At 70.8% G+C, this 23,438-nt stretch carries 19 protein-coding genes; 12 read left to right on the forward strand and 7 right to left on the reverse strand.

What is annotated here, in order from left to right:
• Positions 1–5 precede the first annotated feature (5 nt).
• From ASE68_RS18920 to ASE68_RS18950, 7 genes are read right to left on the reverse strand one after another with little or no spacing between them, the layout of a single operon-like run.
• Positions 6–530 carry a 3-hydroxyanthranilate 3,4-dioxygenase gene (locus tag ASE68_RS18920; protein ID WP_055863162.1) on the reverse strand — a complete coding sequence of 175 codons (525 nt, stop codon included), beginning with the start codon at positions 528–530 and terminating at the stop codon, positions 6–8.
• Complete coding sequence (locus ASE68_RS18925; protein ID WP_055863163.1) at positions 527–1,006, reverse strand: RidA family protein; 480 nt, start codon at positions 1,004–1,006, stop codon at positions 527–529. Before ASE68_RS18925 ends, ASE68_RS18920 begins: the two co-directional genes overlap by 4 nt.
• Complete coding sequence (locus ASE68_RS18930; RefSeq protein ID WP_055863165.1) at positions 999–1,796, reverse strand: 2-keto-4-pentenoate hydratase; 798 nt, start codon at positions 1,794–1,796, stop codon at positions 999–1,001. The genes ASE68_RS18925 and ASE68_RS18930 overlap by 8 nt, the downstream gene beginning before the upstream one ends.
• Positions 1,793–2,935: a 4-hydroxy-2-oxovalerate aldolase gene (gene dmpG, locus ASE68_RS18935; protein WP_082462521.1), complete on the reverse strand. Its 1,143-nt coding sequence runs from the start codon at positions 2,933–2,935 to the stop codon at positions 1,793–1,795. The genes ASE68_RS18930 and dmpG overlap by 4 nt, the downstream gene beginning before the upstream one ends.
• On the reverse strand, positions 2,932–3,870 hold the full coding sequence (locus ASE68_RS18940; protein ID WP_055863167.1) for an acetaldehyde dehydrogenase (acetylating): 939 nt from the start codon (positions 3,868–3,870) through the stop codon (positions 2,932–2,934). The genes dmpG and ASE68_RS18940 overlap by 4 nt, the downstream gene beginning before the upstream one ends.
• Positions 3,867–4,748 (reverse strand): 2-keto-4-pentenoate hydratase, encoded by an 882-nt coding sequence (locus ASE68_RS18945; RefSeq protein WP_082462522.1) that lies wholly within the window; start codon positions 4,746–4,748, stop codon positions 3,867–3,869. The genes ASE68_RS18940 and ASE68_RS18945 overlap by 4 nt, the downstream gene beginning before the upstream one ends.
• Positions 4,745–6,265 carry a 2-hydroxymuconic semialdehyde dehydrogenase gene (locus tag ASE68_RS18950; protein WP_055863169.1) on the reverse strand — a complete coding sequence of 507 codons (1,521 nt, stop codon included), beginning with the start codon at positions 6,263–6,265 and terminating at the stop codon, positions 4,745–4,747. The genes ASE68_RS18945 and ASE68_RS18950 overlap by 4 nt, the downstream gene beginning before the upstream one ends.
• An 83-nt stretch (positions 6,266–6,348) precedes the next feature.
• On the opposite strand from ASE68_RS18950, the gene ASE68_RS18955 reads away from it, so the two are divergent.
• The 12 genes from ASE68_RS18955 (at position 6,349) to ASE68_RS19010 (ending at position 23,416) form a co-directional block, all read left to right on the forward strand.
• Entirely contained in the window at positions 6,349–7,314 is a 966-nt protein-coding gene (locus ASE68_RS18955) for a LysR substrate-binding domain-containing protein (protein ID WP_055863171.1), read from the forward strand.
• Positions 7,315–7,440: 126 nt separating this feature from the next.
• Positions 7,441–9,057, forward strand: a complete 1,617-nt coding sequence (locus tag ASE68_RS18960; RefSeq protein ID WP_055863173.1) for an LVIVD repeat-containing protein — start codon at positions 7,441–7,443, stop codon at positions 9,055–9,057.
• Positions 9,058–9,082: 25 nt separating this feature from the next.
• Positions 9,083–10,612: a DHA2 family efflux MFS transporter permease subunit gene (locus ASE68_RS18965; RefSeq protein WP_055863174.1), complete on the forward strand. Its 1,530-nt coding sequence runs from the start codon at positions 9,083–9,085 to the stop codon at positions 10,610–10,612.
• An 85-nt stretch (positions 10,613–10,697) separates the two neighbouring features.
• On the forward strand, positions 10,698–11,822 hold the full coding sequence (locus ASE68_RS18970) for an ABC transporter ATP-binding protein (protein WP_055863176.1): 1,125 nt from the start codon (positions 10,698–10,700) through the stop codon (positions 11,820–11,822).
• A gap of 128 nt (positions 11,823–11,950) precedes the next feature.
• Positions 11,951–13,120 (forward strand): hypothetical protein, encoded by a 1,170-nt coding sequence (locus ASE68_RS18975; protein WP_157421771.1) that lies wholly within the window; start codon positions 11,951–11,953, stop codon positions 13,118–13,120.
• Between the two features lie 3 nt (positions 13,121–13,123).
• A complete protein-coding gene (locus ASE68_RS18980) occupies positions 13,124–15,013 on the forward strand; it encodes an iron ABC transporter permease (RefSeq protein WP_157421772.1) in 1,890 nt (629 codons plus the stop codon).
• Between the two features lie 226 nt (positions 15,014–15,239).
• Complete coding sequence (gene gabT / locus ASE68_RS18985; protein WP_055863183.1) at positions 15,240–16,598, forward strand: 4-aminobutyrate--2-oxoglutarate transaminase; 1,359 nt, start codon at positions 15,240–15,242, stop codon at positions 16,596–16,598.
• Positions 16,595–17,896 (forward strand): Glu/Leu/Phe/Val dehydrogenase, encoded by a 1,302-nt coding sequence (locus ASE68_RS18990; protein ID WP_082462524.1) that lies wholly within the window; start codon positions 16,595–16,597, stop codon positions 17,894–17,896. The genes gabT and ASE68_RS18990 overlap by 4 nt, the downstream gene beginning before the upstream one ends.
• 52 nt (positions 17,897–17,948) lie before the next feature.
• Positions 17,949–19,421, forward strand: a complete 1,473-nt coding sequence (locus ASE68_RS18995) for an NAD-dependent succinate-semialdehyde dehydrogenase (protein ID WP_055863185.1) — start codon at positions 17,949–17,951, stop codon at positions 19,419–19,421.
• A 106-nt stretch (positions 19,422–19,527) separates the two neighbouring features.
• Positions 19,528–20,907 carry an NAD(P)/FAD-dependent oxidoreductase gene (locus ASE68_RS19000; protein ID WP_055863187.1) on the forward strand — a complete coding sequence of 460 codons (1,380 nt, stop codon included), beginning with the start codon at positions 19,528–19,530 and terminating at the stop codon, positions 20,905–20,907.
• Positions 20,907–21,857, forward strand: coding sequence for a universal stress protein (locus ASE68_RS19005; protein ID WP_055863189.1), 951 nt, complete (start codon positions 20,907–20,909; stop codon positions 21,855–21,857). The genes ASE68_RS19000 and ASE68_RS19005 overlap by 1 nt, the downstream gene beginning before the upstream one ends.
• Complete coding sequence (locus ASE68_RS19010) at positions 21,854–23,416, forward strand: APC family permease (protein ID WP_082462525.1); 1,563 nt, start codon at positions 21,854–21,856, stop codon at positions 23,414–23,416. Before ASE68_RS19005 ends, ASE68_RS19010 begins: the two co-directional genes overlap by 4 nt.
• Positions 23,417–23,438: the final 22 nt, after the last annotated feature.

The raw sequence follows: 23,438 nt of genomic DNA on the forward strand, positions 1-23,438 counted from the left end.
CCGGTTCAGCCCTTGCCGGGGTGGACTTCGCCGCAGTTCGGGCAGGTTCGTCCCGCTTCGCTCTCGTAGAAGTCGCGGAACACGGGCGGGAGGTCCTCGACGATGTCGCGGACCTGCAGCTCGACCTCGTGCACCTTCGTGTTGCAGTTCGGGCAGAACCAGGCGAACTTCTCGAGCGTGCCCTCCTCGCGGATGCGCTCGATGACGATGCCGATCGAACCGGCCTCGGGGCGCTGGGGGGAGTGGAACACGTTGCCGGGCAGCAGCCACATCTCGCCCTCGCGGATGTCGATGCGCTGCGGGCCGTCCTCGGTCTGGATGTTCACGTGCATGTTGCCGCGGTACTGGTAGAACCACTCCTCGTACGGGTCGAAGTGGAAGTCGGTGCGCTGGTTCGGGCCGCCGACGACCTGCACGATGAAGTCGCCCATCGGCGCCCAGGCCGCCTTGTTGTTCACCGGAGGCTTCAGCAGGTGCTCGTGCTCGCGGATCCAGGCCGGGAAGTCGATCACGGGTGGGATGGTGGTCATGATTCCTCCTTGATGGTGGTGGTGCTGGAGTTCGTGATGGCGTTCGGGTCTCGTCGGGCGATCGCCTGGATCTCGATGAGCAGCAGCGGATGCGGCAGCTGGTGCACGGCGACCGTCGTGCGTGCCGGGCCCGTCTCGTCGAAGTACTCGGCCCAGACCGCGTTGTAGCCGGCGAAGTCGTTCATGTTCACGAGGTAGGTCGTCGCCTGCACGAGGTCGTCGAGGCTCGCCCCTGCCGCGGCGAGCACGCCCCGGATGTTCTCGAGCACCGCGCGCGTCTGCGCCGCGATGTCGAGGGTCGTGGCGCCGAACTCGTCGACCTCGGCGCCCTCGAACGTGTTGTCCGCGCGCCGGCTGCTGGTGCCCGAGACGTAGATCAGGTCGCCGGCGACCTTCACGTGCGGGAACCGGCCGCGCGGGGTCGCCCTGCCCTCGACCGTGATGGCGCCGCTCCCGGCCTGCGTCGCGTCAGTCATGCGCCCCGCCCCCGAATCGCATCCAGACGCTCCCGAGTCCGGTGACGGATGCCGCGACGTGGGCGCCGTGGGGCAGCGGCACCGCCGCGGTGGCGGCCCCGGCGAGCAGCACCATGCCGGCGCGGAGCTCGAAGCCGTGGGCTCGCGACATCCGCAGCGCCGTGGCGAGGGCCCGATCGGGGTGGCCGAGGATCGCCGCGGTCGACCCGGTGGCGCAGAGGCGCCCGTCGACCTCGAGGCGGACGCCCCGGTTGCCGAGGTCGCCTGCCGTGGCGGCATCCGTCCATGGGCCGATCACGTAGGCGGCGGCCGAGGTGTTGTCGGCGACGACGTCTTCGAGGTCGAACCGGAAGTCGAGGTAGCGGGAATCGATGATCTCGAGGGCGGGCGCGACCCCGACGACGGCCTGGCGGAGCGCGGCATCGTCGGCGTCCGCCGGCAGGTCGGAGCCGATGAGGTAGGCCAGCTCGGGTTCGATCCGCGGATGGATGAACCCGGCGGCGTCGAGCAGGCCGCCGTCCTCGACGCGCATCCGCTCGGTCACCGAGCCGATGATGACGTCGTCGACGCCCATCTGGATCGCCTTCGCCCGACTCGTGAAGCCCAGCTTGACCCCCGAGATGCGGTCGCCGCGGGAGGTGCGGCGCCCGACGAGGAGGTGCTGCACCGCGTAGGCGTCGGCGAGGGTCATCGCCGCGCCCGACTGCGACACGGGTGCGCCGTGCAGCTGGGCGGCGTCGAGGGTCTCCGCCAGCGCGGTGAGGCCCTCGCGGGGCGCGGTGCCGGTCATCGCACGGGCTCCAGCGCGGCGTCGCGGGCGGCGTCGCGGGCGGCATCGCGGGCGGCGACGAGGTCGAGCGCGACGTCGACGATCATGTCCTCCTGGCCGCCGACCATGCGGCGGCGCCCGAGCTCGATGAGGATGGCCCTGGCGTCGAGCCCGTAGCGCTCGGCTGCCCGCTCGGCGTGCAGCAGGAAGCTCGAGTAGACGCCCGCGTAGCCGAGGGTGAGGGTTTCGCGGTCGACGCGCACCGGGCGTCGTTGCAGCGGGCGGATCAGCTCCTCCGCGGCATCCTGCAGGGCGAAGAGGTCGCAGCCGTGCTCCCAGCCGAGCAGGTTCGCGACGGCGATGAACGCCTCGATCGGGGTGTTGCCGGCGCCCGCGCCCTGCCCGGCGAGCGACGCGTCGACGCGGAGGGCGCCGTGCTCGACGGCGGTGATGCTGTTCGCGACGCTCAGCGAGAGGTTCTCGTGGGCGTGGATGCCGATCTGGGTGCCGGGGTCGAGCACCTCGCGATACGCGTCGATGCGTTCGGCGACGTCGTGCATCGTCAGGCGTCCGCCCGAGTCGGTGACGTAGACGCAGTTGGCGCCGTACGACTCCATGCGCTTCGCCTGCTCGGCGAGGCCGCGCGGGTCGTTCAGGTGGCTCATCATGAGGAACCCCGAGACGTCCATGCCGTGATCGCGGGCCCAGCCGATGTGCTGGGCGGCGACGTCGGCCTCGGTGCAGTGCGTCGCGACGCGCACGCTCTGCACGCCGAGGTCGCGGGCGCGGGCGAGGTGGTCGATCGTGCCGATGCCGGGCAGGATCAGCGTCGTCAGCTTCGACCGCTCGAGCACCGAGGCCGCGGCCTCGATCCAGCGCTCGTCGGTGCTCGCGCCGTGGCCGTAGGCGACGCTCGACCCGCCGAGCCCGTCGCCGTGGGCGACCTCGATGGCGTCGACCCCCGCCGCCTCGAGCGCGGCCGCGATGTCGCGCACCTGCTCGACCGAGTAGCGGTGCGCGACGGCGTGCATGCCGTCGCGCAGGGTGACGTCCTGCACGTAGACGCGCGGGGCGTTCGCGGCAGTCGCGGCAGTCGCGGCAGTCGGGTCGGTCGGGTCGGTCGGGGTCGACCGGGTCGACGGGGTCGTGGCGGCGGTCATGCGATGGCTCCCGTTCGGCCGGCGACGAGGCGCTCGGCGGTGCGCAGTGCCGCGCTCGTCATGATGTCGAGGTTGCCCGCGTACTCCGGAAGGTAGTGCCCGGCGCCCGCGACCTCGAGGAGGACGGTGACCTTCGTGCCCCGGAACGGGCGGCCGAGGGCCGGCACGAACGCCTCGTCGACCGCCTCGAACTGCACCTGCTGCTTGAGGCGGTAGCCGCCGACGTAGCCCTGCACATCGGAGACCATGGCGTCGACCGACGCGCGCACGGCCTCTCGATCGAGCTCAGCGGCCCCACGCTCGACGAGGCAGAAGACGGTGTCGCGCATGATGAGCGGCGGGTCGGCGGGGTTCAGCACGATGATCGCCTTGCCGTGGTCGGCGCCGCCGATGCGCTCGATCGCGCGCGAGGTGGTCTCGGTGAACTCGTCGATGTTCGCCCTCGTGCCGGGCCCGGCCGACTTCGAGGCGATCGAGGCGACGATCTCGGCGTAGGCGACGGGCGCGACGCGCGAGACGGCGGCGACCATCGGCACGGTGGCCTGACCACCGCACGTCACCATGTTCACGTTCGTGGCCCCGAGGTGCTCCTCGAGGTTGACGACGGGCACGACGTAGGGGCCGATCGCGGCGGGCGTGAGGTCGACCATGATGCGGCCGCTGTCGCGCACGAGGGCGTCGTTGCGGGCGTGGGCGCCGGCGGAGGTCGCGTCGAACACGAGCTCGACGTCGGCGAACTCGGGCATGCGCAGGAGGCCGTCGACCCCCTCGTGGGTCGTCGCGACCCCGAGGCGGCGCGCACGGGCGAGCCCGTCGGAGTGCTCGTCGATGCCGACCATGGCGACGGCGCGGAGCGTGGTCGAGAGCCGCTTGACCTTGATCAGCAGGTCGGTGCCGATGTTGCCGGAGCCGATGATGGCGATGCCCGCGCTCATGCGGCGGCTCCCTCGCTCAGGGCGCCGGTGAAGTCGGCGCGCACCTCGCCCAGGCCGTCGAGCCGCGCGGTGTACACGCCCGGTCCGGTGACGGCGACCATCGGGCCGAGTGCGCCCGAGAGGATCACCTCTCCGGCGCGCAACGGGCGACCGTGCCTGGCGACCGCTCTCGCGAGCCAGGCCACCGCGATGACGGGGCTGCCGAGGCAGGCCGCGCCCGATCCGGTCGAGACCGTCTCGCCGTCGTGCTCGAGGCTCATGCCGACGGCCGTGAGGTCGAGTCCGTCGAGCGAGCGCGGGGTCGTGCCGAGCACGACGGCACCGCTCGAGGCGTTGTCGGCGACGGTGTCGGCGATGCGGATGTCCCAGCCGGCGATGCGCGAGTCGACGACCTCGATCGCCGGCAGCACGAAGGCGGTGGCGCGGATCACGTCGGCGACGTGCGTCGTGGGGGAGTCGAGGTCGCGGCCGAGCACGAAGGCCACCTCGGCCTCGACGCGGGGCTGCAGGAAGCGCGAGAGGTCGAGCGGCTCGCGGTCGCCGAGCACCATGTCGTCGAGCAGCACGCCGTAGTCGGGCGTGAAGACGCCGAACTGGGCCTGCACCGCCGGCGAGGTGAGGCCGATCTTGCGGCCGACGATGCGCCGGCCGTCGACGAGGCGCCGCTCGATGCCGAGCGACTGCACGGCGTACGCGGCGTCGAGGTCGTCGTCGCCGATGAGGTCGCGCACGGGCTCGCACGGGGTTCCGGATGCCGCGGCGGACCGCAGGCGCTCGGCGGCGGTCCGCACGGCGGGCGGCGTCGTCGATGATGCGGCGGACGCGGCATCCGCCTCGGGCCATTCGCCAGGCCAGGCCGGTGAGGTCTGGCCGCTCACAGCTGCACGCACACGTTCGTCGGCTCGGTGTAGAACCCGAGCGAGTGGTGCCCGCCCTCGCGGCCGATGCCCGAGAGGCCGACGCCGCCGAAGGGGCTGCGCAGGTCGCGCAGGTACCAGGTGTTGACCCACGACATGCCCACGCGCATGCGCTGGGCGACGCGGTGACCGCGGGTCAGGTCGCGGGTCCAGGTGACGGCGGCGAGGCCGTAGTCGGTGTCGTTCGCGAGCGCGATCGCCTGCTCCTCGGTGTCGAACGGGATCAGCGTGGCGACGGGGCCGAAGATCTCCTCGCGCACCGTGCGGTGCGAGTTGTCGAGCCCGGAGAGCAGGGTCGGCTCGATCCAGAATCCGGCGTCGAGTCCGTCGCCGAGGGTCGGGATGCCGCCGCCGGCGAGCACCGTGGCGCCCTCCTGCCGTGCGAGCTCGTAGTACGAGAGCACCTTCTCGCGATGCTGACGCGAGATGAGCGGACCTGTGGTCGTCGCGGGGTTCTCGGGCCGGCCGAGGCGCAGGCGCGCGGCTTGCTCGGCGAGGCCGGCGGCCACGTCGTCGAAGATCGCCCGCTCGACGTAGATGCGCTCGGTGCAGAGGCACACCTGCCCGGTGTTCAGGTAGGTGGATCGGGCGAGCCCGGCGATCGCCGCGTCGAGGTCGGCGTCGGCGAAGACGACGGCCGCGTTCTTGCCGCCGAGTTCGAACGAGACCGGGCGCACGCGAGGGGCCACGGCCCGCATGATCGCCGACCCGGTGGAGGACTCGCCCGTGAAGGTGACGCCGTCGATGCCCGGATGCGTCGTCAGGAACTCGCCTGCGGAGTCCGCGCCGAACCCGTGCACGACGTTGACGACGCCGGCGGGGAGGCCGGCCTCGATGAGGATCTCGGCGAGGAGGGTCGCCGAGGACGGCGTCTCCTCCGACGGCTTCACGACCACGGCGTTGCCGGAGGCGAGCGCCGGCGCGAGCTTCCACGTGAGCAGCAGGAGCGGGAGATTCCACGGCACGATCACGGCGACCACGCCGAGCGGCTTGCGCACGGCGTAGTTCAGGGCGCGACGTCCGTCGGGGAACTCGGTCAGGTAGGAGTCGAGGCCCGCGGCCGAGACGACGTCGGCGAAGGCGCGGAAGTTCGCGGCGGCCCTGGCGACGTCGAGGTCGCGGGCGAGGGCCTCCGGCTTGCCGGTGTCGCCCACCTCGGCGGCGACGAGGTCGTCGAACCGGCGTTCGATGCCGTCGGCGATGCGTCGCAGGATCGTCGCGCGCTCGCCCACCGTCATCCGGCCCCATGGGCCCTCGAGCGCGGCGCGGGCCGAGGCGACGGCGAGGTCGACCTCGCGGCGTCCGGCCTCGTGCACCTCGGCGACGTGCGAGCCGTCGGTGGGGTCGAGCTTGGCGAACGTGCGCACGCCGTCGACGGGCTCGCCGCCGATGAAGTTGCGCAGTTGGCGGGTCGCGCGGTCGCTCGGCTGGGGGGCTTGGGCCGTATCAGGCAGCGACGTCGTCGTCCGGGTGGTCATGCGATCAGGCTAGGAACTCCCGTCGATGCCGACAAATACCCACTTGTGGCACTGCCATGCCCCCACGGCTATAGTTCCGAAGCGTGAGCACCGATCGCATCCTCGATGGACGACTGAAGATCCGGCACCTCGTGCTCGTCACGGCGATCGCCGACGAGGGCACGCTCGTGCGCGCCGCCGAATCCCTGCACATCACGCAGCCCGTCGTCACCCGCGGACTCCGCGAGGTCGAGGACCTGCTCGGCGTGCAGCTCTTCGAGCGGCTGCCGCGCGGGGTGGTGCCGACCCAGTACGGCCGGCCGTTCATCGAACGCGCCCGCTCGGTGCTCGCCGAGCTCCGCATCGCGGGCGAGGAGGTGCGGCTGCTGCAGTCCGGCCAGCTCGGCACGGTCACCGTCGGCACGCACCTCGCCGGCTCGAACCTGCTGCTGCCGCGGGCCATCGCCGGGCTCAAGGCCGAGCATCCGCGGCTCACCGTGGTCGTGCGCGAGGGCACGCCCGACACGCTCCAGCAGCTGCTGCTCTCCGGCGACCTCGACCTCACGGTCGGGCGCCTCTCGCCGACCGTCCCGGTGCGCCTCGAGCAGGAGCGGCTGCACCAGGAGCCGATCCGGCTCGTGGCCCGCGCCGGGCACCCCGTGCACACCGGGTCGCGCACCTCGCTCGCCGACCTCATCGCGTACCCGTGGATCTTCCCGGTCGCGCAGACCGCGCTGCGTGCCGAGCTCGAGGCGGTGTTCTTCCACGAAGGACTGCCGCTGCCGGCCGACCGGGTCGAGTGCACGTCGATGCTGACGCTGCGCAACCTGCTCGTGTCGACCGACGTCATCGCCGCCCTGCCGATGTTCATCGCCGTCGACGACGGGGAGCTCCGCATCCTGCCGACGCCGCTGAGTTCGATCCGCCGCTCGGTCGGGGTCACCATGCCGAAGGACCGCGCGCCCTCGGCCGCCGCTGCGGCCCTGCTCGTGCACCTCCGCGAAGAGGGGGCGCTGCTCGCCGCGCTCGAGCGCGAGTACGCGCAGACGGAGTTCCGACCGCTCGGCTGATATGCCCGAACGGTCATGGCTCCGAGCCGGATAGTCATTGGACAGCATCGGTCGCTCTGGCGACGCTGGGATGAACGACGCCCCCTGCGTCGCGACATCCGCTCGACTGCCCAACCTGGAGGCGACATGGCCGGCTCTCCGTACGTACCGAACGCGAAGAAGTACAACCCCGACGACTTCGAGCGCGTCGAAGGCGAGCCGGTCGACCCCGACCCCGCCAGCTGGGGCATGCAGCCCGACGGCAGCTTCCTGCCGCCGGCACTGACCCCCTCGGTTCCGCGTGACGTGTTCGTCGACTGGCCCGGACAGCTCGACTACCGCGACCCCGAGACCTACAGCCTGAACGCGACCGCCGAGGCCTTCTACCCGATCGTCGTGAACACGAGCCACACCTGGCAGTCGATCTACGACTTGAACGGCCGACGGTACATGCTCCACTACGGCGGCGGCTACGCCTGGAAGGTCTACGACATCACCGACCCGCGCGCCCTCACCGTCGTCGACGAGGAGACCCTGCCGTGGAGCGCGCCCCAGTTCGGCGCCGTCACGATCCAGTGGAACGAGGCGCGCGGGAAGTTCATCGCGATCCAGGCGAGCGAGACGCCCCGCTACTTCCTGAACGGGCGCGTCGCGAACAAGTGGATCGACGACACCGTCGAGGGCCAGCTGCTCGAGTGGGAGGGCCTTCGCGGCTTCCGTGTCTTCGAGGTGAACGGCCCGACCCCGCGCGACTGGACCCTGCTCACCGAGGTCTCGACCGACCCGAACCACGGGCCCGACGAGGTGCAGGAGGGCAACGGCGTGCTCGACCTGCCCGTCTACTACGGCGACAAGTACCTCTTCGTGGCGACCGCGCCCGACAACACGTTCACCAACCAGCCCTACAAGACCACCCTGTGGGCCGCCGGCCACGCCGCCTACGACGTGTCCGACCCGGCGAACCCCGTGCGGCTGTCGGACTGGTGGGTTCCCGGCACCCGCCTCGGCGAGGAGGCCGACTCCGAGTACCTCGCGGGCAACGACCGGTGGAACAACAAGACCTCGTGGTTCGGCTCGCGCATGGGCGTCTTCATGCCGCGCTCGGTCGAGTCCGGCGGCACGTACGCCTACGCGGCCCAGGGCGGTCAGGGCTTCTTCGTGCTCGACGTCTCGGATCCGACGAACATCCACCACGTCGGATGGTGCGAGCTGCCGTCGAGCGTCGCCGGCACTGAGGGCGACAACGTCGACACCACCCAGGTCGAGGAGACCGGGTACGTCTACGTCTCGGGCTACCCGATGAACACCGACTGCTACGAGCCCGCCAAGGAGATCTACCAGATCGACGTGAGCGACCCGACGCAGCCGAAGCTCGTGCGCACCCTGCCCCGCCCGGTGCCGCCGGCAACGGCTGCGTTCACCGACTGGGCGCAGCGGCGCGGATCGTTCGGGCCGAAGCGCTCCGGCTACTTCACGAACACGGGCACCCCGCACGGCGGTGTCGTGCCCTACGCGTTCTACGCAGCCGGCCTGCAGGTCTTCGACGTGCGCGACCCGGAGGACCCGAAGGTCGGGGCCTACTTCGTGCCGCCGATGGGCCTCAAGGACGACGACGACATGGCCGCCCCGGTGCACGGCATCTTCGTCGAGTGGGACCGCAACCTCATCTGGGTGTTCGCCAACCACGGCATCTACGCGGTCTCGACGCCGCTGCTCGGCGAGCCCGTCGTGGGGTTGCCGTCTGCGCCGTCCGACGCCGACTGACCGGCCGAGACTGCGAAAGCCGACCATGAACCAGACCTCCAAGCCGTGGCCCGCCCTCTGGGCGCTCGTCATCGGGTTCTTCATGATCCTCGTCGACACGACGATCGTGTCGATCGCGAACCCGGCGATCCTCGCCGATCTCGACACCGACCTCACGGCGGTGATCTGGGTGACGAGCGCCTACCTGCTGGCCTACGCGGTGCCGCTGCTCATCACGGGCCGGCTCGGCGACCGCTTCGGCCCGAAGCGGGTCTACCTGGTCGGGCTCGTGGTGTTCACGCTCGCGTCGCTCTGGTGCGGGCTGTCGGGCGACATCGAGACGCTGATCGCCGCTCGTGCGGTGCAGGGCCTCGGCGCCGCGCTGATGACCCCGCAGACGATGGCCGTGATCGCCCGCATCTTCCCGCCGAACCAGCGGGGCGCGGCGATGGGCCTCTGGGGTTCGGTGGCGGGCGTCGCCACGCTCGTCGGACCGATCCTCGGCGGCGTGCTCGTGGACTCGCTCGGCTGGGAGTGGGTGTTCTTCGTGAACGTGCCGGTCGGCATCGTCGCGTTCGTCGCGGCGTGGCGGCTCGTGCCGGACCTCGAGACGCACGGCCACCGCTTCGACTGGCTCGGCGTCGTGCTGAGCGCGGTCGGCATGTTCCTCGTCGTGTTCGGCATCCAGGAGGGCGCGACCTACGACTGGGGCACGATCACCGGCCCGATCACGGTGTGGGGCGTCATCGTCACGGGACTCGTCGTGCTGGTCGGCTTCGTCGTCTGGCAGGCGTTCAACAAGGCCGAGCCGCTGCTGCCGCTCGGGCTGTTCCGCGACCGCAACTTCGCGCTCTCGAACGTCGCGATCTCGCTGGTGGGCCTCGCGCTGACGGCCATGCCGCTGCCGCTCGCGTACTACTTCCAGGTGGCGCGCGGGTTGACGCCGACCCAGGCGGCCCTCATGTTCGTGCCGATGGCCGTGGTCTCCGGCGTGCTCTCGCCGCTCGTCGGGCGGTTCAGCGACCGCGTCGATCCGAAGTGGGTCGCGCTCGTCGGGCTGTCGACGGCGGCGCTCGCGCTCGGCGGCTACGTCGCGCTCCTCGGGCCGGATGTCCCGTACTGGCTGCTGCTGTTCCCCTCGGCAGTGCTCGGGGTCGGCATCTCGGGCGTCTTCGCCCCGCTCGCGTCGACCGCGACCCGCAACCTCCCGCGGGCCCAGGCCGGTGCCGGATCGGGCGTCTACACGATGACCAGGCAGGTCGGATCGGTGCTCGGCTCCGCGGCGGTCGCCGCGCTGATGAGCTACAGCCTCGCCGCGAACCTGCCCGGCGGGGCCGCCGAACAGGCGCGGCCCGGCGAGGGCGGCGCGCTGCCGCCCGAGCTCGTCGCCGGGTTCTCGGCCGCGATGGCGCAGTCGTTGTGGCTCGCCGTCGGCGGGTTCGCCCTCTGCGCCGTCGTGGTGGCGTTCTTCGCGAAGCCGAAGGTCACCGTCGGCTGGGGCGAGGCCCCGGCATCCGCCACCGGGGCGGCAGCGCCCGCCACCGCGGCGTCGTCGACCTCGGCCGGCGAACGCTGATGGACGTCGCAGCGCCCGCCCGCGGCATCCGTACCGTCTCTCTGGATCCAAAATACAGAACTCGCCACCGAAAGTTGAGCAGCGAATGACGCACGAAAGCGGAGGCGGTCGGCTCGTCGTCGACGGCCTCGAGAAGCACTACGAGCTCGACGGCGCCGAGGTGCCGGTCGTCAAGGGCGTCACCTTCACCATCGAGCCCGGCACGTTCACGTCGCTGCTCGGTCCGTCGGGCTGCGGCAAGACGACGACCCTGCGATGCGTCGCCGGCCTCGAGAACAGCAACGGCGGCGAGATCTCGCTCGACGGCAACATGCTCTCCACCGGCACCCGCCACATCTCGCCCGACAAGCGCGACATCGGCATGGTGTTCCAGAACTACGCGATCTGGCCGCACATGAGCGTGTTCGCGAACGCGATCTTCCCGCTCCAGGTCGCCGCGGCCAAGCTGCCGAAGAAGGAGGCCAGGAAGCGCGCGATGGAGGCGCTCGAGCTCGTGCAGCTCGACGCCTACGCGCACCGGCCCGCCACCGCGCTCTCGGGCGGACAGCAGCAGCGCCTCGCCCTCGCCCGTGCGCTCGCGCACCGCCCGAAGCTGCTGCTGCTCGACGAGCCGCTGAGCAACCTCGACGCGAAGCTCCGCGACACGATGCGCAACGAGCTGCGCTCCCTGCAGCAGCGCCTCGGCATCACGGCGCTCTACGTCACGCACGACCAGTCCGAGGCGCTGTCGATGTCGGACCGCGTGGCCGTGATGAACCAGGGCCGCATCGTGCAGGAGGCGGCACCGCGCGACCTCTACTACCAGCCGGCCGATCGCTTCGTGGCCGACTTCGTGGGCCGGGTCAACATGATCCCGGCCGTCGTGCGCGACCGCGACGCCGACGGCGCTGCGCTCGTCGAGGCGTTCGGAACCCGACTGGTGACGCCGTGCCCGAGCGGCATCGGAACCGGCAGCGACGTCACCGTGACGTTCCGGCCCGAGAGCGTGCGCTGGCACGAGACCCGCCCCGACCGCCTGAACGTGCTGCCCGCCAGGGTCGTGCGGGTGGAGTTCCTCGGCGAGATCGTCGAGTACGAGGTCGAGGTGCTGCACGGCGAGACCGTCGTCGGCACGCTCGTCGCCCGTGGAGCCCCACTGGACTCGCCCGCCACCGGCAGCACCGTCTTCATCGAACTCGCGCCGCACGCCTGCCGCGTGCTGGCGGCCTAGCCGCACCACCCGCACGTGCACCACCCGCACGCCGCGACATCCGCAAGCCGCACCACCCGCACCACCGGAACGCCGCACCATCCGCACCACCCCAAGGAAGAGCGCCACCGAGAAAGGAAACCCGGATCATGACATCACCCACAGCACGGAACGGAATGGTGGCCCTCGCGGCCGCGGGAATGCTGCTGCTCAGCTCCTGCAGTTCGGCGGGGTCGGCCGCATCCGGCCCCATCGAGCCGTCGGACGGCCCGGTCGAGCTCGCCGCGTGCGATGCCGTCGAGGTCGGCGCGGTCACGCGCTGCGAGAACTTCTACGACGACTTCTGGCCCGAGATCTCGAAGCAGATGGACGCCCTCTACGAGACGGCGAAGCAGACCGACGGCGGCCGCCTGGTGATCTGGGACTGGTACGAGCTCTCGCCCGACGTCATCGCCCAGTTCAACGAGGTCTACCCCGACCTGAAGATCGAGACGCGCGGCCTCACCTACAACCTGTCGTCGGCCATCATCTCGGCCAAGGCCACGGGCTCGCGCAACACCGACGTCATCTCGGGCTCCCTCGTGTCGGCGGCGACCATGACCGACGAGGGCTACTGGGCGGATGTCGACTGGACCGAGTTCGGCGTCCCGTCGGAGTTCTTCACGATCGGCGCCCCCGAGATGCTGCCGGACAGCGTGAACGGCTCGCTCATGCAGGTCAACACCGACAAGGCCGAGGCGCCCGACACCCTCGAGGGCCTCCTCGCCCCCGAGTACGCGGGCAAGGTCTCGGTCGCGAGCTACAACGCGAACGTCTTCGCCGGCTACGGCATGGACCAGGGCGAAGACGCGATGGTCGACCTGATCGGCGAGCTGAAGTCGTCGGGCAACCTCCAGGTGCTCGAGGACCAGGACTCGCCGCTCTCGAGCGGCGACGTGCCGATCGCGCTCGGCCAGACGCTCTTCAACCCGAACCCGAGCCTGTCGGTCTCGCCCTATGAGGATGCCGGCGTCTTCGCCCAGTTCTCTGGCGTCAACGTCGACGCGAAGAACCCGGCCGGCGGCATGCTGTGGTCGCTCTGGAACGCGTACAACCCCGACTGGCTCGAGCTGCGCATGACCGACGAGCGCTTCTCGACGACGCAGGTGCCGTACCCGGGCCTGCCCACCTCGCTGTTCGACTCGGCCACCGGGCTCATGCAGACCAACTCCACCGCGCTGCTCGAGGGCCTGCAGGGCGGGGCGATCACCGAGACCGTCGACACCCGCGATGACTGGATCGCCATGATCAACGCCGCCGACGCGGCACTGAACGGATAACTCGTGTCACAGGCAGGACGGACCACGAAGGTCGAGCGCACTCGGCCGACCTCGATGAAGATCGCGACGATCATCGCCGGAGCGGTGATCTTCCTCCTCCTCGCGATCCCCTTGGCCGTACAGGTGATCACGGCCTTCCGTGGTCCGTTCCTGCCGTTCGGCGTCTCGACCGCGAAGTGGTCGGTCGAGAACTTCGTCACCCTCTGGAGCCTGCGCGACGACTTCTGGGCCGTGCTCGGCTCGACCGCCGCCTTCGTGGGCGGGTCGACCGTGCTCTCGCTCCTGATGGCGTTTGGGCTGGCCTGGGTGACGGTGCGCACCGACGCCCCGCTGCGACGCGTGATCTCCGTGCTCGTCGTGGTGCCGTTCATCATTCCGCCGATCGTCAAGGCGCAGGCGTACCTGCTCATGCTCTCGCCCGAGTCGGGCGTGCTGAACCAGCTCCTGCGCCTGCTGCCGGGCGACCTCGTGATCGACCCCTACTCGTTCGTCACGATGACGGCGATCCAGGCGCTCACGAACGTGACCTTCCCGTACCTGATGATCGTGCCGATCCTCACGAGCATGGACGGCTCCCTCGAGGAGTCCGCGCGCGTCTCGGGTGCCTCGTGGCCCAAGACGCTGCGTCGCGTCACGCTGCCGATGCTCTGGCCCGGCCTGCTCGGCGTGGCCGTGCTCACGTTCATCCTCGGACTCGGCAGCCTCGAGGTGCCGCTGCTGTTCGGCCAGGAGTCGGGCACGTCGATCTTCGCGCTGAAGCTCTGGAACCTCATCAGCGCCGGCGCGGGGGAGCTGCCGCAGTACGGGCTCGCGGCGGCCTGGGGATGCGTGTTCCTCGTGATCACGACGATCGCGTTCGTGATCTACCTCCGCGCGACGCGCAACGCCGAGCGGCGCGCCTCGATCTCGGGCAAGGGCTTCCGGCCCACGGTCATGAAGCTCGGGCCGTGGAAGGTCCCGGTGATGCTCGCGATCCTCGTCTTCGTGCTGCTCACCGCGATCCTGCCGCTGTTCGCCCTGCTCTGGTCGGCGATCACGCCCTACCCGATCGCGTTCTCGTTCGAGGCGCTCGCGACGCAGACCCAGTTCGGCTCGTTCGGGGCGGTGCTCGCCGACCCCGAGTTCTGGGCCTCCCTCGGGCGAACGCTCGTCATCGCCGGCGGCAGCGCCACCATCGCCTGCGTCGCGGCGACGGTGCTCGCCTACGGCATCGCGAGGGCCAGGCGCACCGGCTGGACGAAGGCCGTCGACCTCTTCGCCTCGTCGTCGGTCGCGATCCCGGCGGTCATCGCGGGCTTCGCGATGTTCCTCACGTTCATGGTGATCAACCCGGTGATCCCGCTGGCCGGCACCATCGTGGCGCTGATCCTCGCGTACTCGTACCGCGTGTCGATCGCCTACCGCGCCGGGTACAGCGCGACGCTGCAGATCCGGATGGAGCTCGAGGAGGCGGCGCTCGTCAGCGGCGCCAGTCCGCTCGAGGGCTTCCGCCGCATCGTCGCCCCGCTGCTCATGCCGACGGTGTTCGCCGTATGGATCCAGATGTTCGTGCTCGGCACCAACGAGTTCACGCTGCCGGCGTTCCTCGCGACGCCCGAGTCGCGGCCGCTGTCGGTGTACATGTACGCGATGATCAGCCCGCGGTCGGCGCAGCTCTACCAGCCCGACCAGGGTGCGGCGATGGCGCTGATCTTCACGCTGCTCGTCTTCGCGATCGGCTACGGGCTGCAGTGGGCCGTCTCGCTCTTCGCCATCGGGCGGGCGAAGCGCCGCAACCCGATCCCCGGCGTCGGAACGGCCGACGTGGTTCCGTCGGCGCCGCCCGTGGCTCCGGACACCCGCGCGGTCGCCGCGCAGGACCTCGAGGACCGGAGGCAGCTGGCCAGGCGCTGACCTCGCGCCGGTCGAGTAGCGACGAAGGAGCGTATCGAGGCCAGCCGATGCGGATCTCGATACGGCCCTGGCGGGCCTACTCGATCGGCGTTGCCTGCTCGACGGTGCTTGTACGCGGTGTCGATGAAACGGGTTCGAAGTGTACGACGGGGCGGTGCGACATCCGGATGTCGCGACCTAGCATTGGGCGCACCGCCACCGTCGTCACCTTGAAGAGGAGCCCGTCATGACCATCGTCGACACCACGGTCACCGTCACCGGAGGACCGTCGCTCCCGCAGGAGCGCCGCCTCGTCACCGCCATTCCGGGCCCGCGCTCGCAGGAGCTCATGGCGCGCAAGGCCGCGGCCGTCGCCTCGGGCGTCGGCACCACCATTCCCGTCGCGATCGTCGCCGGCGGCGGTGGAGTGCTCGTCGACGCCGACGGCAACTCCATCATCGACCTCGGCTCCGGCATCGCCGTCACGGGCGTCGGCAACGCCAACCCGCGCGTCGTCGAGGCGGTCACCGCGCAGCTGAACGCCTTCACGCACACCTGCTTCACGGTCGCGCCCTACGACTCCTACGTCGACGTCGCCGAGAAGCTCAACGAGCTCACCCCCGGCGACCACGACAAGCGCACCGCCCTGTTCAACTCCGGCGCCGAAGCCGTCGAGAACGCCGTGAAGATTGCCCGCGCCTACACGAAGAAGCAGGCTGTCGTCGCGTTCGACCACGCCTACCACGGCCGCACGAACCTCACCATGGGCCTGACCGCGAAGAACATCCCGTACAAGAACGGCTTCGGCCCGTTCGCGCCCGAGGTGTACCGCGTGCCGCTCAGCTACCCCTTCCGCGACGGCGGGCTCAGCGGCGCCGAGGCGGCCGCGCGCGCCATCCTGCAGATCGAGAAGCAGATCGGCGCCGAGAACCTCGCCGCGCTGATCATCGAGCCCATCCAGGGCGAGGGCGGCTTCATCGTGCCCGCCGCCGGCTTCCTCCCGGCCCTCGTCGAGTGGTGCCGCGCGAACGACGTCGTGTTCATCGCCGACGAGGTGCAGACCGGCTTCGGCCGCACCGGCGCCTGGTTCGCGAGCGACCACGAGGGCATCGTGCCCGACCTCATCACCACCGCCAAGGGCATCGCGGGCGGGCTGCCGCTCTCCGCGGTCACCGGCCGCGCCGAGATCATGGACGCCGCGGGCGCCGGCGGGCTCGGCGGCACCTACGCGGGCAACCCGCTCGCCTGCGCCGCCGCCCTCGCCTCGATCGAGACGTACGAGCAGGACGGCCTCATCGAGCGGGCCAAGGAGATCGGCACGGTGCTGATCGGCCGCCTGAACGCCCTGCGCACGACCGACGCCCGCATCGGCGACGTCCGCGGCCGCGGCGCGCTGGTCGCGATCGAGCTCGTCGACCCCGCGACCGGCGCACCGGACGCGGCACTCACCAACAAGGTCGCCGCGTACGCCCACTCGCAGGGCGTGCTCGTGCTCACCTGCGGAACCTACGGCAACGTGATCCGCTTCCTCCCCCCGCTCACCATCTCGGACGACCTCCTCATCGAGGGCCTGCAGGTCGTCGCGGAAGGACTCAAGACGGCATGACCACCCTCACCGACAACGACGTCGTGATCGCCCGCCCCGCGGCATCCTCGGATCACATCGCCACCCCGCTGACCGACGCGCGCTCGCAGCTCGCCGAGGCCGTGGCCCTGCTCGGCTACAACGACGGCCTGCACCGGATGCTCGCGACCCCGCGTCGTGAACTGACCGTCGCCGTGCCGCTGCGCATGGACTCGGGCGAGAGCCGCCTCTACGTCGGCCACCGCGTGCAGCACAACTTCTCGCGCGGCCCGGCCAAGGGCGGCCTGCGGTACGCGCCGAACGTCAACATCGACGAGGTGCGCGCACTCGCGATGTGGATGACCTGGAAGTGCGCCCTGCTCGACGTGCCGTACGGCGGCGCGAAGGGCGGGATCGCGATCGACCCCCGCGAGCACTCCAAGGCCGAGCTCGAGCGCGTGACCCGTCGCTACACGAGCGAGATCCTGCCGATCATCGGCCCGGAGCGCGACATCCCCGCGCCCGACATCGGCACCGACGAGCAGACGATGGCCTGGATGATGGACACCTACTCCGTCGCCAGCGGCTACACGGTGCCCGGCATCGTGACCGGCAAGCCCATCGCGCTCGGCGGTTCGCTGGGTCGCGCCTCGGCGACGAGCCGGGGCGTGACCCACATCGCGCTCGCCGCGCTGCGGCACGTCGGCCTCGAGCCCACGCGCTCGACCGCCGCCGTGCAGGGCTTCGGCAAGGTCGGTGCGGATGCCGCGCGGTTCCTGTCCGAGGCGGGCGTGCGCGTCACGGGCGTGAGCGACCAGTACGGCGCCGTGTTCAACGCCGCCGGACTCGACGTCGAGGCCCTCACCGACCACGTGCGCGGCACCGGATCCGTCGTCGGCTTCGCCGGCGCCGAGCCCATCGACGGGGCGCAGCTGCTCACGCTCGACGTCGACCTGCTCGTGCCGGCCGCCGTCGAGGGCGTGCTGCACGAGTCCAACGCCGGCGACGTGCGGGCTCGCGTCATCGTCGAGGGCGCGAACGGCCCGACGACGCCGACGGCCGACGCGATCCTGCGCGAGCGCGGCGTGCTCGTCGTGCCCGACATCCTCGCGAACGCCGGCGGCGTGATCGTCTCCTACTTCGAGTGGGTGCAGGCCAATCAGGCCTATTGGTGGCGCGCCGACGAGGTGGAGTCCAGACTGGAGGAGCGGATGCTCAGCGCGTGGCAGCACGTGCTGGGGTATGCCGAGACCAGGGGGCTCTCGCTTCGCACCGCGGCCACGGCGCTCGCCGTCGAACGCGTGGCCGATGCGCACCGCCTCCGCGGCCTCTACCCCTGATCCACCTTCATCACACGACGCTCCTCTCGAAGAGAACCGAACAGGAATCCGCATGACGAACGCAACGCTCGAATCGACCATCCTCGGCGCCGTCGAGGGCCGCCTCTTCATCGGCGGCGAATGGGTCGACGCCGAGGGCGGCAAGACCCTGGCCGTGCACGACCCCGCGACGGGCGCCGTGATCAAGGAGATCGCCGACGCCTCGCCCGCCGACGGCATCCGCGCCCTCGATGCCGCCGTGGCCGTGCAGGAGTCGTGGGCGAAGACCGCGCCCCGCGTGCGCGGCGAGCTGCTGCGCAAGGCGTTCGACCTGCTGCAGGAGCGCAAGGAGGAGTTCGCGCTCCTCATGACCCTCGAGATGGGCAAGCCCCTCGCCGAGGCGCGCGGCGAGGTCGTCTACGGCGGCGAGTTCCTGCGCTGGTTCAGCGAGGAGGCCGTGCGCATCTCCGGCCGCTACGGCCTGAACCCCGAGGGCACCGGACGCATGATCGTCTCGCAGCGCCCGGTCGGCCCGTCGTTCTTCATCACGCCGTGGAACTTCCCGCTCGCGATGGCGACCCGCAAGATCGCACCCGCGCTCGCCGCGGGGTGCACGGTCGTCATCAAGCCCCCGGCACTCACGCCGCTCACGACCATCGCGTTCGTGCAGCTGCTCGAGGAGGCCGGCCTGCCGAAGGGCGTCGTCAACGTCATCCCGACGTCGACCTCGTCGGCGGTCTCCGGCCCGATCATCGAGGACCCGCGCCTGCGCAAGCTGAGCTTCACGGGCTCGACCCCCGTCGGCCGCGCCCTCATGAAGCAGGCGGCAACCGGCATCCTCCGCACGAGCATGGAGCTCGGCGGCAACGCCCCGTTCGTGGTCTTCGGCGACGCCGACCTCGACAAGGCGGTCGAGGGCGCCCTCGTCGCGAAGTTCCGCAACATCGGCCAGGCGTGCACCGCGGCGAACCGGTTCATCGTGCACGAGTCGGTCGCCGACGAGTTCGCGAGCCGCATCGCCGAGCGCGTCAAGGCCATGAAGGTCGGCCGCGGCACCGAGGAGGGCGTCAACATCGGCCCCCTCATCGACGGCAAGGCGGTCGAGTCGACCGACGCGCTCGTGCAGGACGCCGTCTCGCGCGGCGCGAGCGTGCTCACCGGCGGAACCCGCATCGTCGACGGCGACGGCACCTTCTACGCGCCGACCGTGCTCGCGGGCGTCGCGGCGGGCAGCCGCCTGCTCGCCGAGGAGATCTTCGGCCCGGTGCTCGGCATCACGACCTTCTCCGATGAGGACGAGGCCGTGCGCCTCGCCAACGACACCGAGTACGGCCTCATCTCGTACGTCTTCACGCAAGACCTGGCGCGCGGCCACCGCATGATCGAGCGCCTCGCCACCGGCATGATGGGGCTCAACACGGGCCTCGTCTCGAACGCCGCCGCACCGTTCGGCGGCGTGAAGCAGTCGGGCATCGGCCGCGAGGGCGGGCTCGAGGGCATCCACGAGTACCTCGACACGAAGTACACGCTCGTCCCGGTGGACTGAGCCGGTCGGGCGGATGCCGCAGCGCCGCGCCGCGGCATCCGCTCGCCCCCATCTCGAACCCCGCGCGTCACGCGGGAACACGCGAACCGAAAGCGAAAGAAACACCATGGAACGCATCGACTGCGACGTCGTCATCGTCGGCGCCGGGGCCTCGGGCCTCACCGCCGCGAACAAGCTGAAGGCGGCCGGCAAGTCCGTCGTCGTGCTCGAGGCGCGCGACCGCATCGGCGGCCGCCTCTGGACCGACGACATCGAGGGCGCCATGCTCGAGATCGGCGGCCAGTGGGTCTCGCCCGACCAGGACGCCCTGATCGAGACGATCGAGGAGCTCGGCCTCGAGACCTACTCGCGCTACCGCGAGGGCGAGAACGTCTACATCAGCGAAGACGGCGAACGCCGCCTCTTCGAGGGCGAGATCTTCCCGGTGCCCGCGAAGACCGAGGGCGAGATCCTCGGGCTCATCGACAAGCTCGACGCGCTCGTCGCCGAGATCGACCCCGACGCGCCGTGGGCCCACCCGCGGGCGAAGGAGCTCGACGAGGTCTCGTTCGCCGAGTGGCTCGGCACGCAGACCGACGACGAGGAGGCGAAGCTCAACATCGGCATGTTCATCGCCGGTGCCATGCTCACCAAGCCCGCGCATGCGTTCTCGGCCCTGCAGGCGCTGCTCATGGCCGCCTCGGCCGGCTCGTTCTCGCACCTGGTCGACGCCGACTTCATCCTCGACCAGCGCGTCGTCGGCGGCCTGCAGCAGGTGCCGCTCCTCCTCGCCGAGAAGCTCGGCGGCGCGGTGCGCCTCGGCCAGCCGGTGCGCAAGCTCCGCTGGGCCGGCGCCGAAGGACAGGCGAAGAACCCCGACGCCGGCGTCACCGCCGTGACCGACGACCTCGAGGTGCACGCGAAGCGCGTGATCCTCGCCCTCGCGCCCGTGCTCATCAGCCGCATCTCGTACGAGCCGCCGCTGCCCCGCCGCCAGCACCAGCTGCACCAGCACCTCTCGATGGGCTTCGTGATCAAGGTGCACGCCGTCTACGAGACGCCGTTCTGGCGCACCGACGGGCTCAGCGGCACGGCCTTCAGCCCGTACGAGCTCGTGCACGAGGCGTACGACAACACGAACCACGACGACCCCCGTGGCACGCTCGTCGGCTTCGTCTCCGACGAGGAGGCCGACGGCGTCTTCACGCTCAGTGCCGCGGAGCGCAAGGAGCGCATCCTCGAGTCGCTGTCGCATTACTACGGCGAGCAGGCGAAGCACCCGGTCGTCTACTACGAGAGCGACTGGGGCTCCGAGGAATGGACCCGCGGCGCGTACGCGGCGAGCTTCGACATGGGCGGCCTGGCGCGATACGGCGCCGACCTCCGCAAGCCCGTCGGACCCATCCACTTCTCGTGCAGCGACATGGCCGGCAAGGGCTACCAGCACGTCGACGGCGCGATCCGCGTCGGCCGCGACGTCGCGGCCGCGATCCTGGCCGGCGACTGATGAACGCCGGGGCACCGGCGGATGCCGCGCCGCGCCGCATCGTCGTCGGGTACACGGCCAACGACAGCGGCGCCGACGCGCTCGCCCTCGCGACCAGGCTCGCCACGGCGAGCGAGGCGCAGCTCGATGTCGTGATGGTGCTGCCGAGCGAGGCTCGCTCGAGCACCGTGCCCTCCGACGTCGGGTACGAGCGCCACCTGAAGGCCCGCTCGCGCTCCTGGCTGGCCGAGGCCTCCGCCAGCCTCGACCCCGACCTCGTGCAGTCGCTGCACGTGCGGTACGCGGAGTCGTTCGCCGAGGGGCTCATCGAGTCGGCGCACGAGTTCGGCGCGTCGCTCATCGTCGTCGGCGCGGCCCGCGGCGGCATCCTCGGGCGTTCGCGCATCGGCTCGGTGGCCAACGAACTGCTGCACTCCTCCGACGTGCCGGTGGCGCTCGCGCCCGCCGGGTCACGTGAGCTCGCGGCATCCGCCGGCGTCTCCCGCATCACCGCGGCCCTCGGTTCGCGCCCCGGCGCGGGCGTGCTGCTCGATGCGGCCGTGCGACTGACGAAGTCGCTGCGCGCGCCGCTGCGGCTGCTCTCGCTCGTGCCGATCGACCTGCCCTCGGGCATGGACGAGGGCCTCGCCGAGCTCACGGGCACGGCCCACGCCGACGAGGTGCTCGCCGCGGCCAAGCGCGAGCTGCCCGCCGGCATCGAGGCCACGGCCGAGGTCGCCACCGGCGACACCATCGAGGCCGCCGTGCGCAGCCTCTCGTGGCACGAGGGCGAGATCGTGCTCGTCGCGTCGAGCCGCCTGGCCACCCCCAGTCACCTGTTCCTCGGGTCGACGGCGTCGAAGATGCTCCGGGAGCTCCCGGTGCCGATGATCGTCGTTCCGCGCAGCACCACCGAGCCGCGAGCCAACGGACGAGCCGCCGGTCGCACCACCGGAAAGGCGTCATCATGACGAACCGACCCGACCCGACGGCGGGTGCTCCGCTGACCTCCGCGAGCGCGGCCGTCGACGCCTCCGAGCAGGGTGGCATCTCGAAGAAGGGGCTCTCGGCCGGCTCGGTCGGCCTCATCGGCGCGATCGTCATCGGCATCTCGTGCATCGCGCCGGCGTACACGCTGACCGCGGCGCTCGGCCCGACGGTCTCCGAGGTCGGCGTGCAGGTGCCGGCGATCATCCTCGTCGGGTTCATCCCGATGCTGCTGGTGGCATTCGGCTATCGCGAGCTGAACAAGCGGATGCCGGACTCCGGCACGTCGTTCACCTGGGCGACGCGGGCGTTCGGCCCGTGGGTCGGCTGGATGGCCGGCTGGGGACTCGTCGCGGCGACGATCCTCGTGCTCTCGAACCTCGCGGGCATCGCCGTGGACTTCCTGTTCCTGCTGATCTCGCAGATCGTCGGCAATCCCGAGATCGCCGACCTCGCGACGAACCCGTTCATCAACGTCGGCGTGTGCCTGCTGTTCGTGCTCGGCGCCACGTGGGTGTCGTATCGCGACATGCAGACGACGCAGAAGCTGCAGTACTGGCTGGTCGGGTTCCAGGTCGCCGTGCTCGTGCTCTTCGCCGTCGCGGCACTCGTCGAGGTCGCGAACGGCAACGCGTTCGACGCGACGCCCATCGAGCTGTCGTGGTTCAACCCGTTCGCCGTCGAGTCGTTCTCGGCCTTCGCCGCCGGGCTCTCGCTGTCGATCTTCATCTTCTGGGGGTGGGATGTCACGCTCACCATGAACGAGGAGACGAGGGGTTCCGAGAAGACCCCCGGGCGCGCGGCCACGATCACGGTCGTCACGATCGTGGTGCTGTACCTGCTCATCGCGGTCTCGCTCATCGCCTTCGCGGGCGTCGGCGACGGGGAGTACGGACTCGGCAATCCCGACATCCAGGACAACGTGTTCTTCCACCTCGCCGGGCCCATCCTCGGGCCGCTCGCGGTGCTCGTCTCGCTCGCCGTGCTCACGAGCTCGGCGTCGAGCCTGCAGTCCACGTTCGTGTCGCCCGCGCGCACGCTGCTCGCCATGGGGCACTACGGCGCCCTGCCCGAGAAGTTCGCGAGCGTCAGCCCGCGCTTCTTCACGCCCGGCTACGCCACGATCGTCTCGGCGATCGTCGCGGCCGCCTTCTACGCCGTCATGCGCTTCCTCAGCGAGGACGTGCTGTGGGACACGATCACCGCCCTCGGCATGATGATCTGCTTCTACTACGGCATCACGGCGTTCGCGTGCGTCTGGTTCTTCCGCAAGCTGTGGTGGCGTTCGGTGCGCAACGTCTTCTTCACGCTGCTGTTCCCGCTCATCGGCGGGGTGATCCTCGCCGTGCTCTTCTTCACGACGCTGATCGACAGCATGAACCCCGACTACGGCAGCGGGTCGAACGTCTTCGGCGTCGGCCTCGTCTTCGTGCTCGGCATGGTGGTGCTGCTCTCGGGCGTCGCGGTCATGCTCTGGCAGTGGCGCAAGCGGCCGGCGTTCTTCCGCGGCGAGACGCTGTCGCGGGCGGTCGCGAGCGAGTAGTCCCGCGCACACCGACAGATGA

This window comes from Agromyces sp. Leaf222 (assembly GCF_001421565.1).
In the GTDB taxonomy this organism is placed as follows: Bacteria; Actinomycetota; Actinomycetes; order Actinomycetales; family Microbacteriaceae; genus Agromyces.

Coding starts and splice junctions, on each gene's coding strand:
- ASE68_RS19005 (WP_055863189.1), top strand. CDS start 20,907: ATGAACGCCGGGGCACCGGCGGATGCCGCGCCGCGCCGCATCGTCGTC.
- ASE68_RS18990 (WP_082462524.1), top strand. CDS start 16,595: ATGACCACCCTCACCGACAACGACGTCGTGATCGCCCGCCCCGCGGCA.
- ASE68_RS18930 (WP_055863165.1), bottom strand. CDS start 1,796: ATGACCGGCACCGCGCCCCGCGAGGGCCTCACCGCGCTGGCGGAGACC.
- ASE68_RS18950 (WP_055863169.1), bottom strand. CDS start 6,265: ATGACCACCCGGACGACGACGTCGCTGCCTGATACGGCCCAAGCCCCC.
- ASE68_RS19000 (WP_055863187.1), top strand. CDS start 19,528: ATGGAACGCATCGACTGCGACGTCGTCATCGTCGGCGCCGGGGCCTCG.
- ASE68_RS18975 (WP_157421771.1), top strand. CDS start 11,951: ATGACATCACCCACAGCACGGAACGGAATGGTGGCCCTCGCGGCCGCG.
- ASE68_RS18995 (WP_055863185.1), top strand. CDS start 17,949: ATGACGAACGCAACGCTCGAATCGACCATCCTCGGCGCCGTCGAGGGC.
- ASE68_RS18970 (WP_055863176.1), top strand. CDS start 10,698: ATGACGCACGAAAGCGGAGGCGGTCGGCTCGTCGTCGACGGCCTCGAG.
- ASE68_RS18940 (WP_055863167.1), bottom strand. CDS start 3,870: ATGAGCGCGGGCATCGCCATCATCGGCTCCGGCAACATCGGCACCGAC.
- ASE68_RS18960 (WP_055863173.1), top strand. CDS start 7,441: ATGGCCGGCTCTCCGTACGTACCGAACGCGAAGAAGTACAACCCCGAC.
- ASE68_RS18920 (WP_055863162.1), bottom strand. CDS start 530: ATGACCACCATCCCACCCGTGATCGACTTCCCGGCCTGGATCCGCGAG.
- ASE68_RS18965 (WP_055863174.1), top strand. CDS start 9,083: ATGAACCAGACCTCCAAGCCGTGGCCCGCCCTCTGGGCGCTCGTCATC.
- gabT (WP_055863183.1), top strand. CDS start 15,240: ATGACCATCGTCGACACCACGGTCACCGTCACCGGAGGACCGTCGCTC.
- ASE68_RS18925 (WP_055863163.1), bottom strand. CDS start 1,006: ATGACTGACGCGACGCAGGCCGGGAGCGGCGCCATCACGGTCGAGGGC.
- dmpG (WP_082462521.1), bottom strand. CDS start 2,935: ATGACCGCCGCCACGACCCCGTCGACCCGGTCGACCCCGACCGACCCG.
- ASE68_RS19010 (WP_082462525.1), top strand. CDS start 21,854: ATGACGAACCGACCCGACCCGACGGCGGGTGCTCCGCTGACCTCCGCG.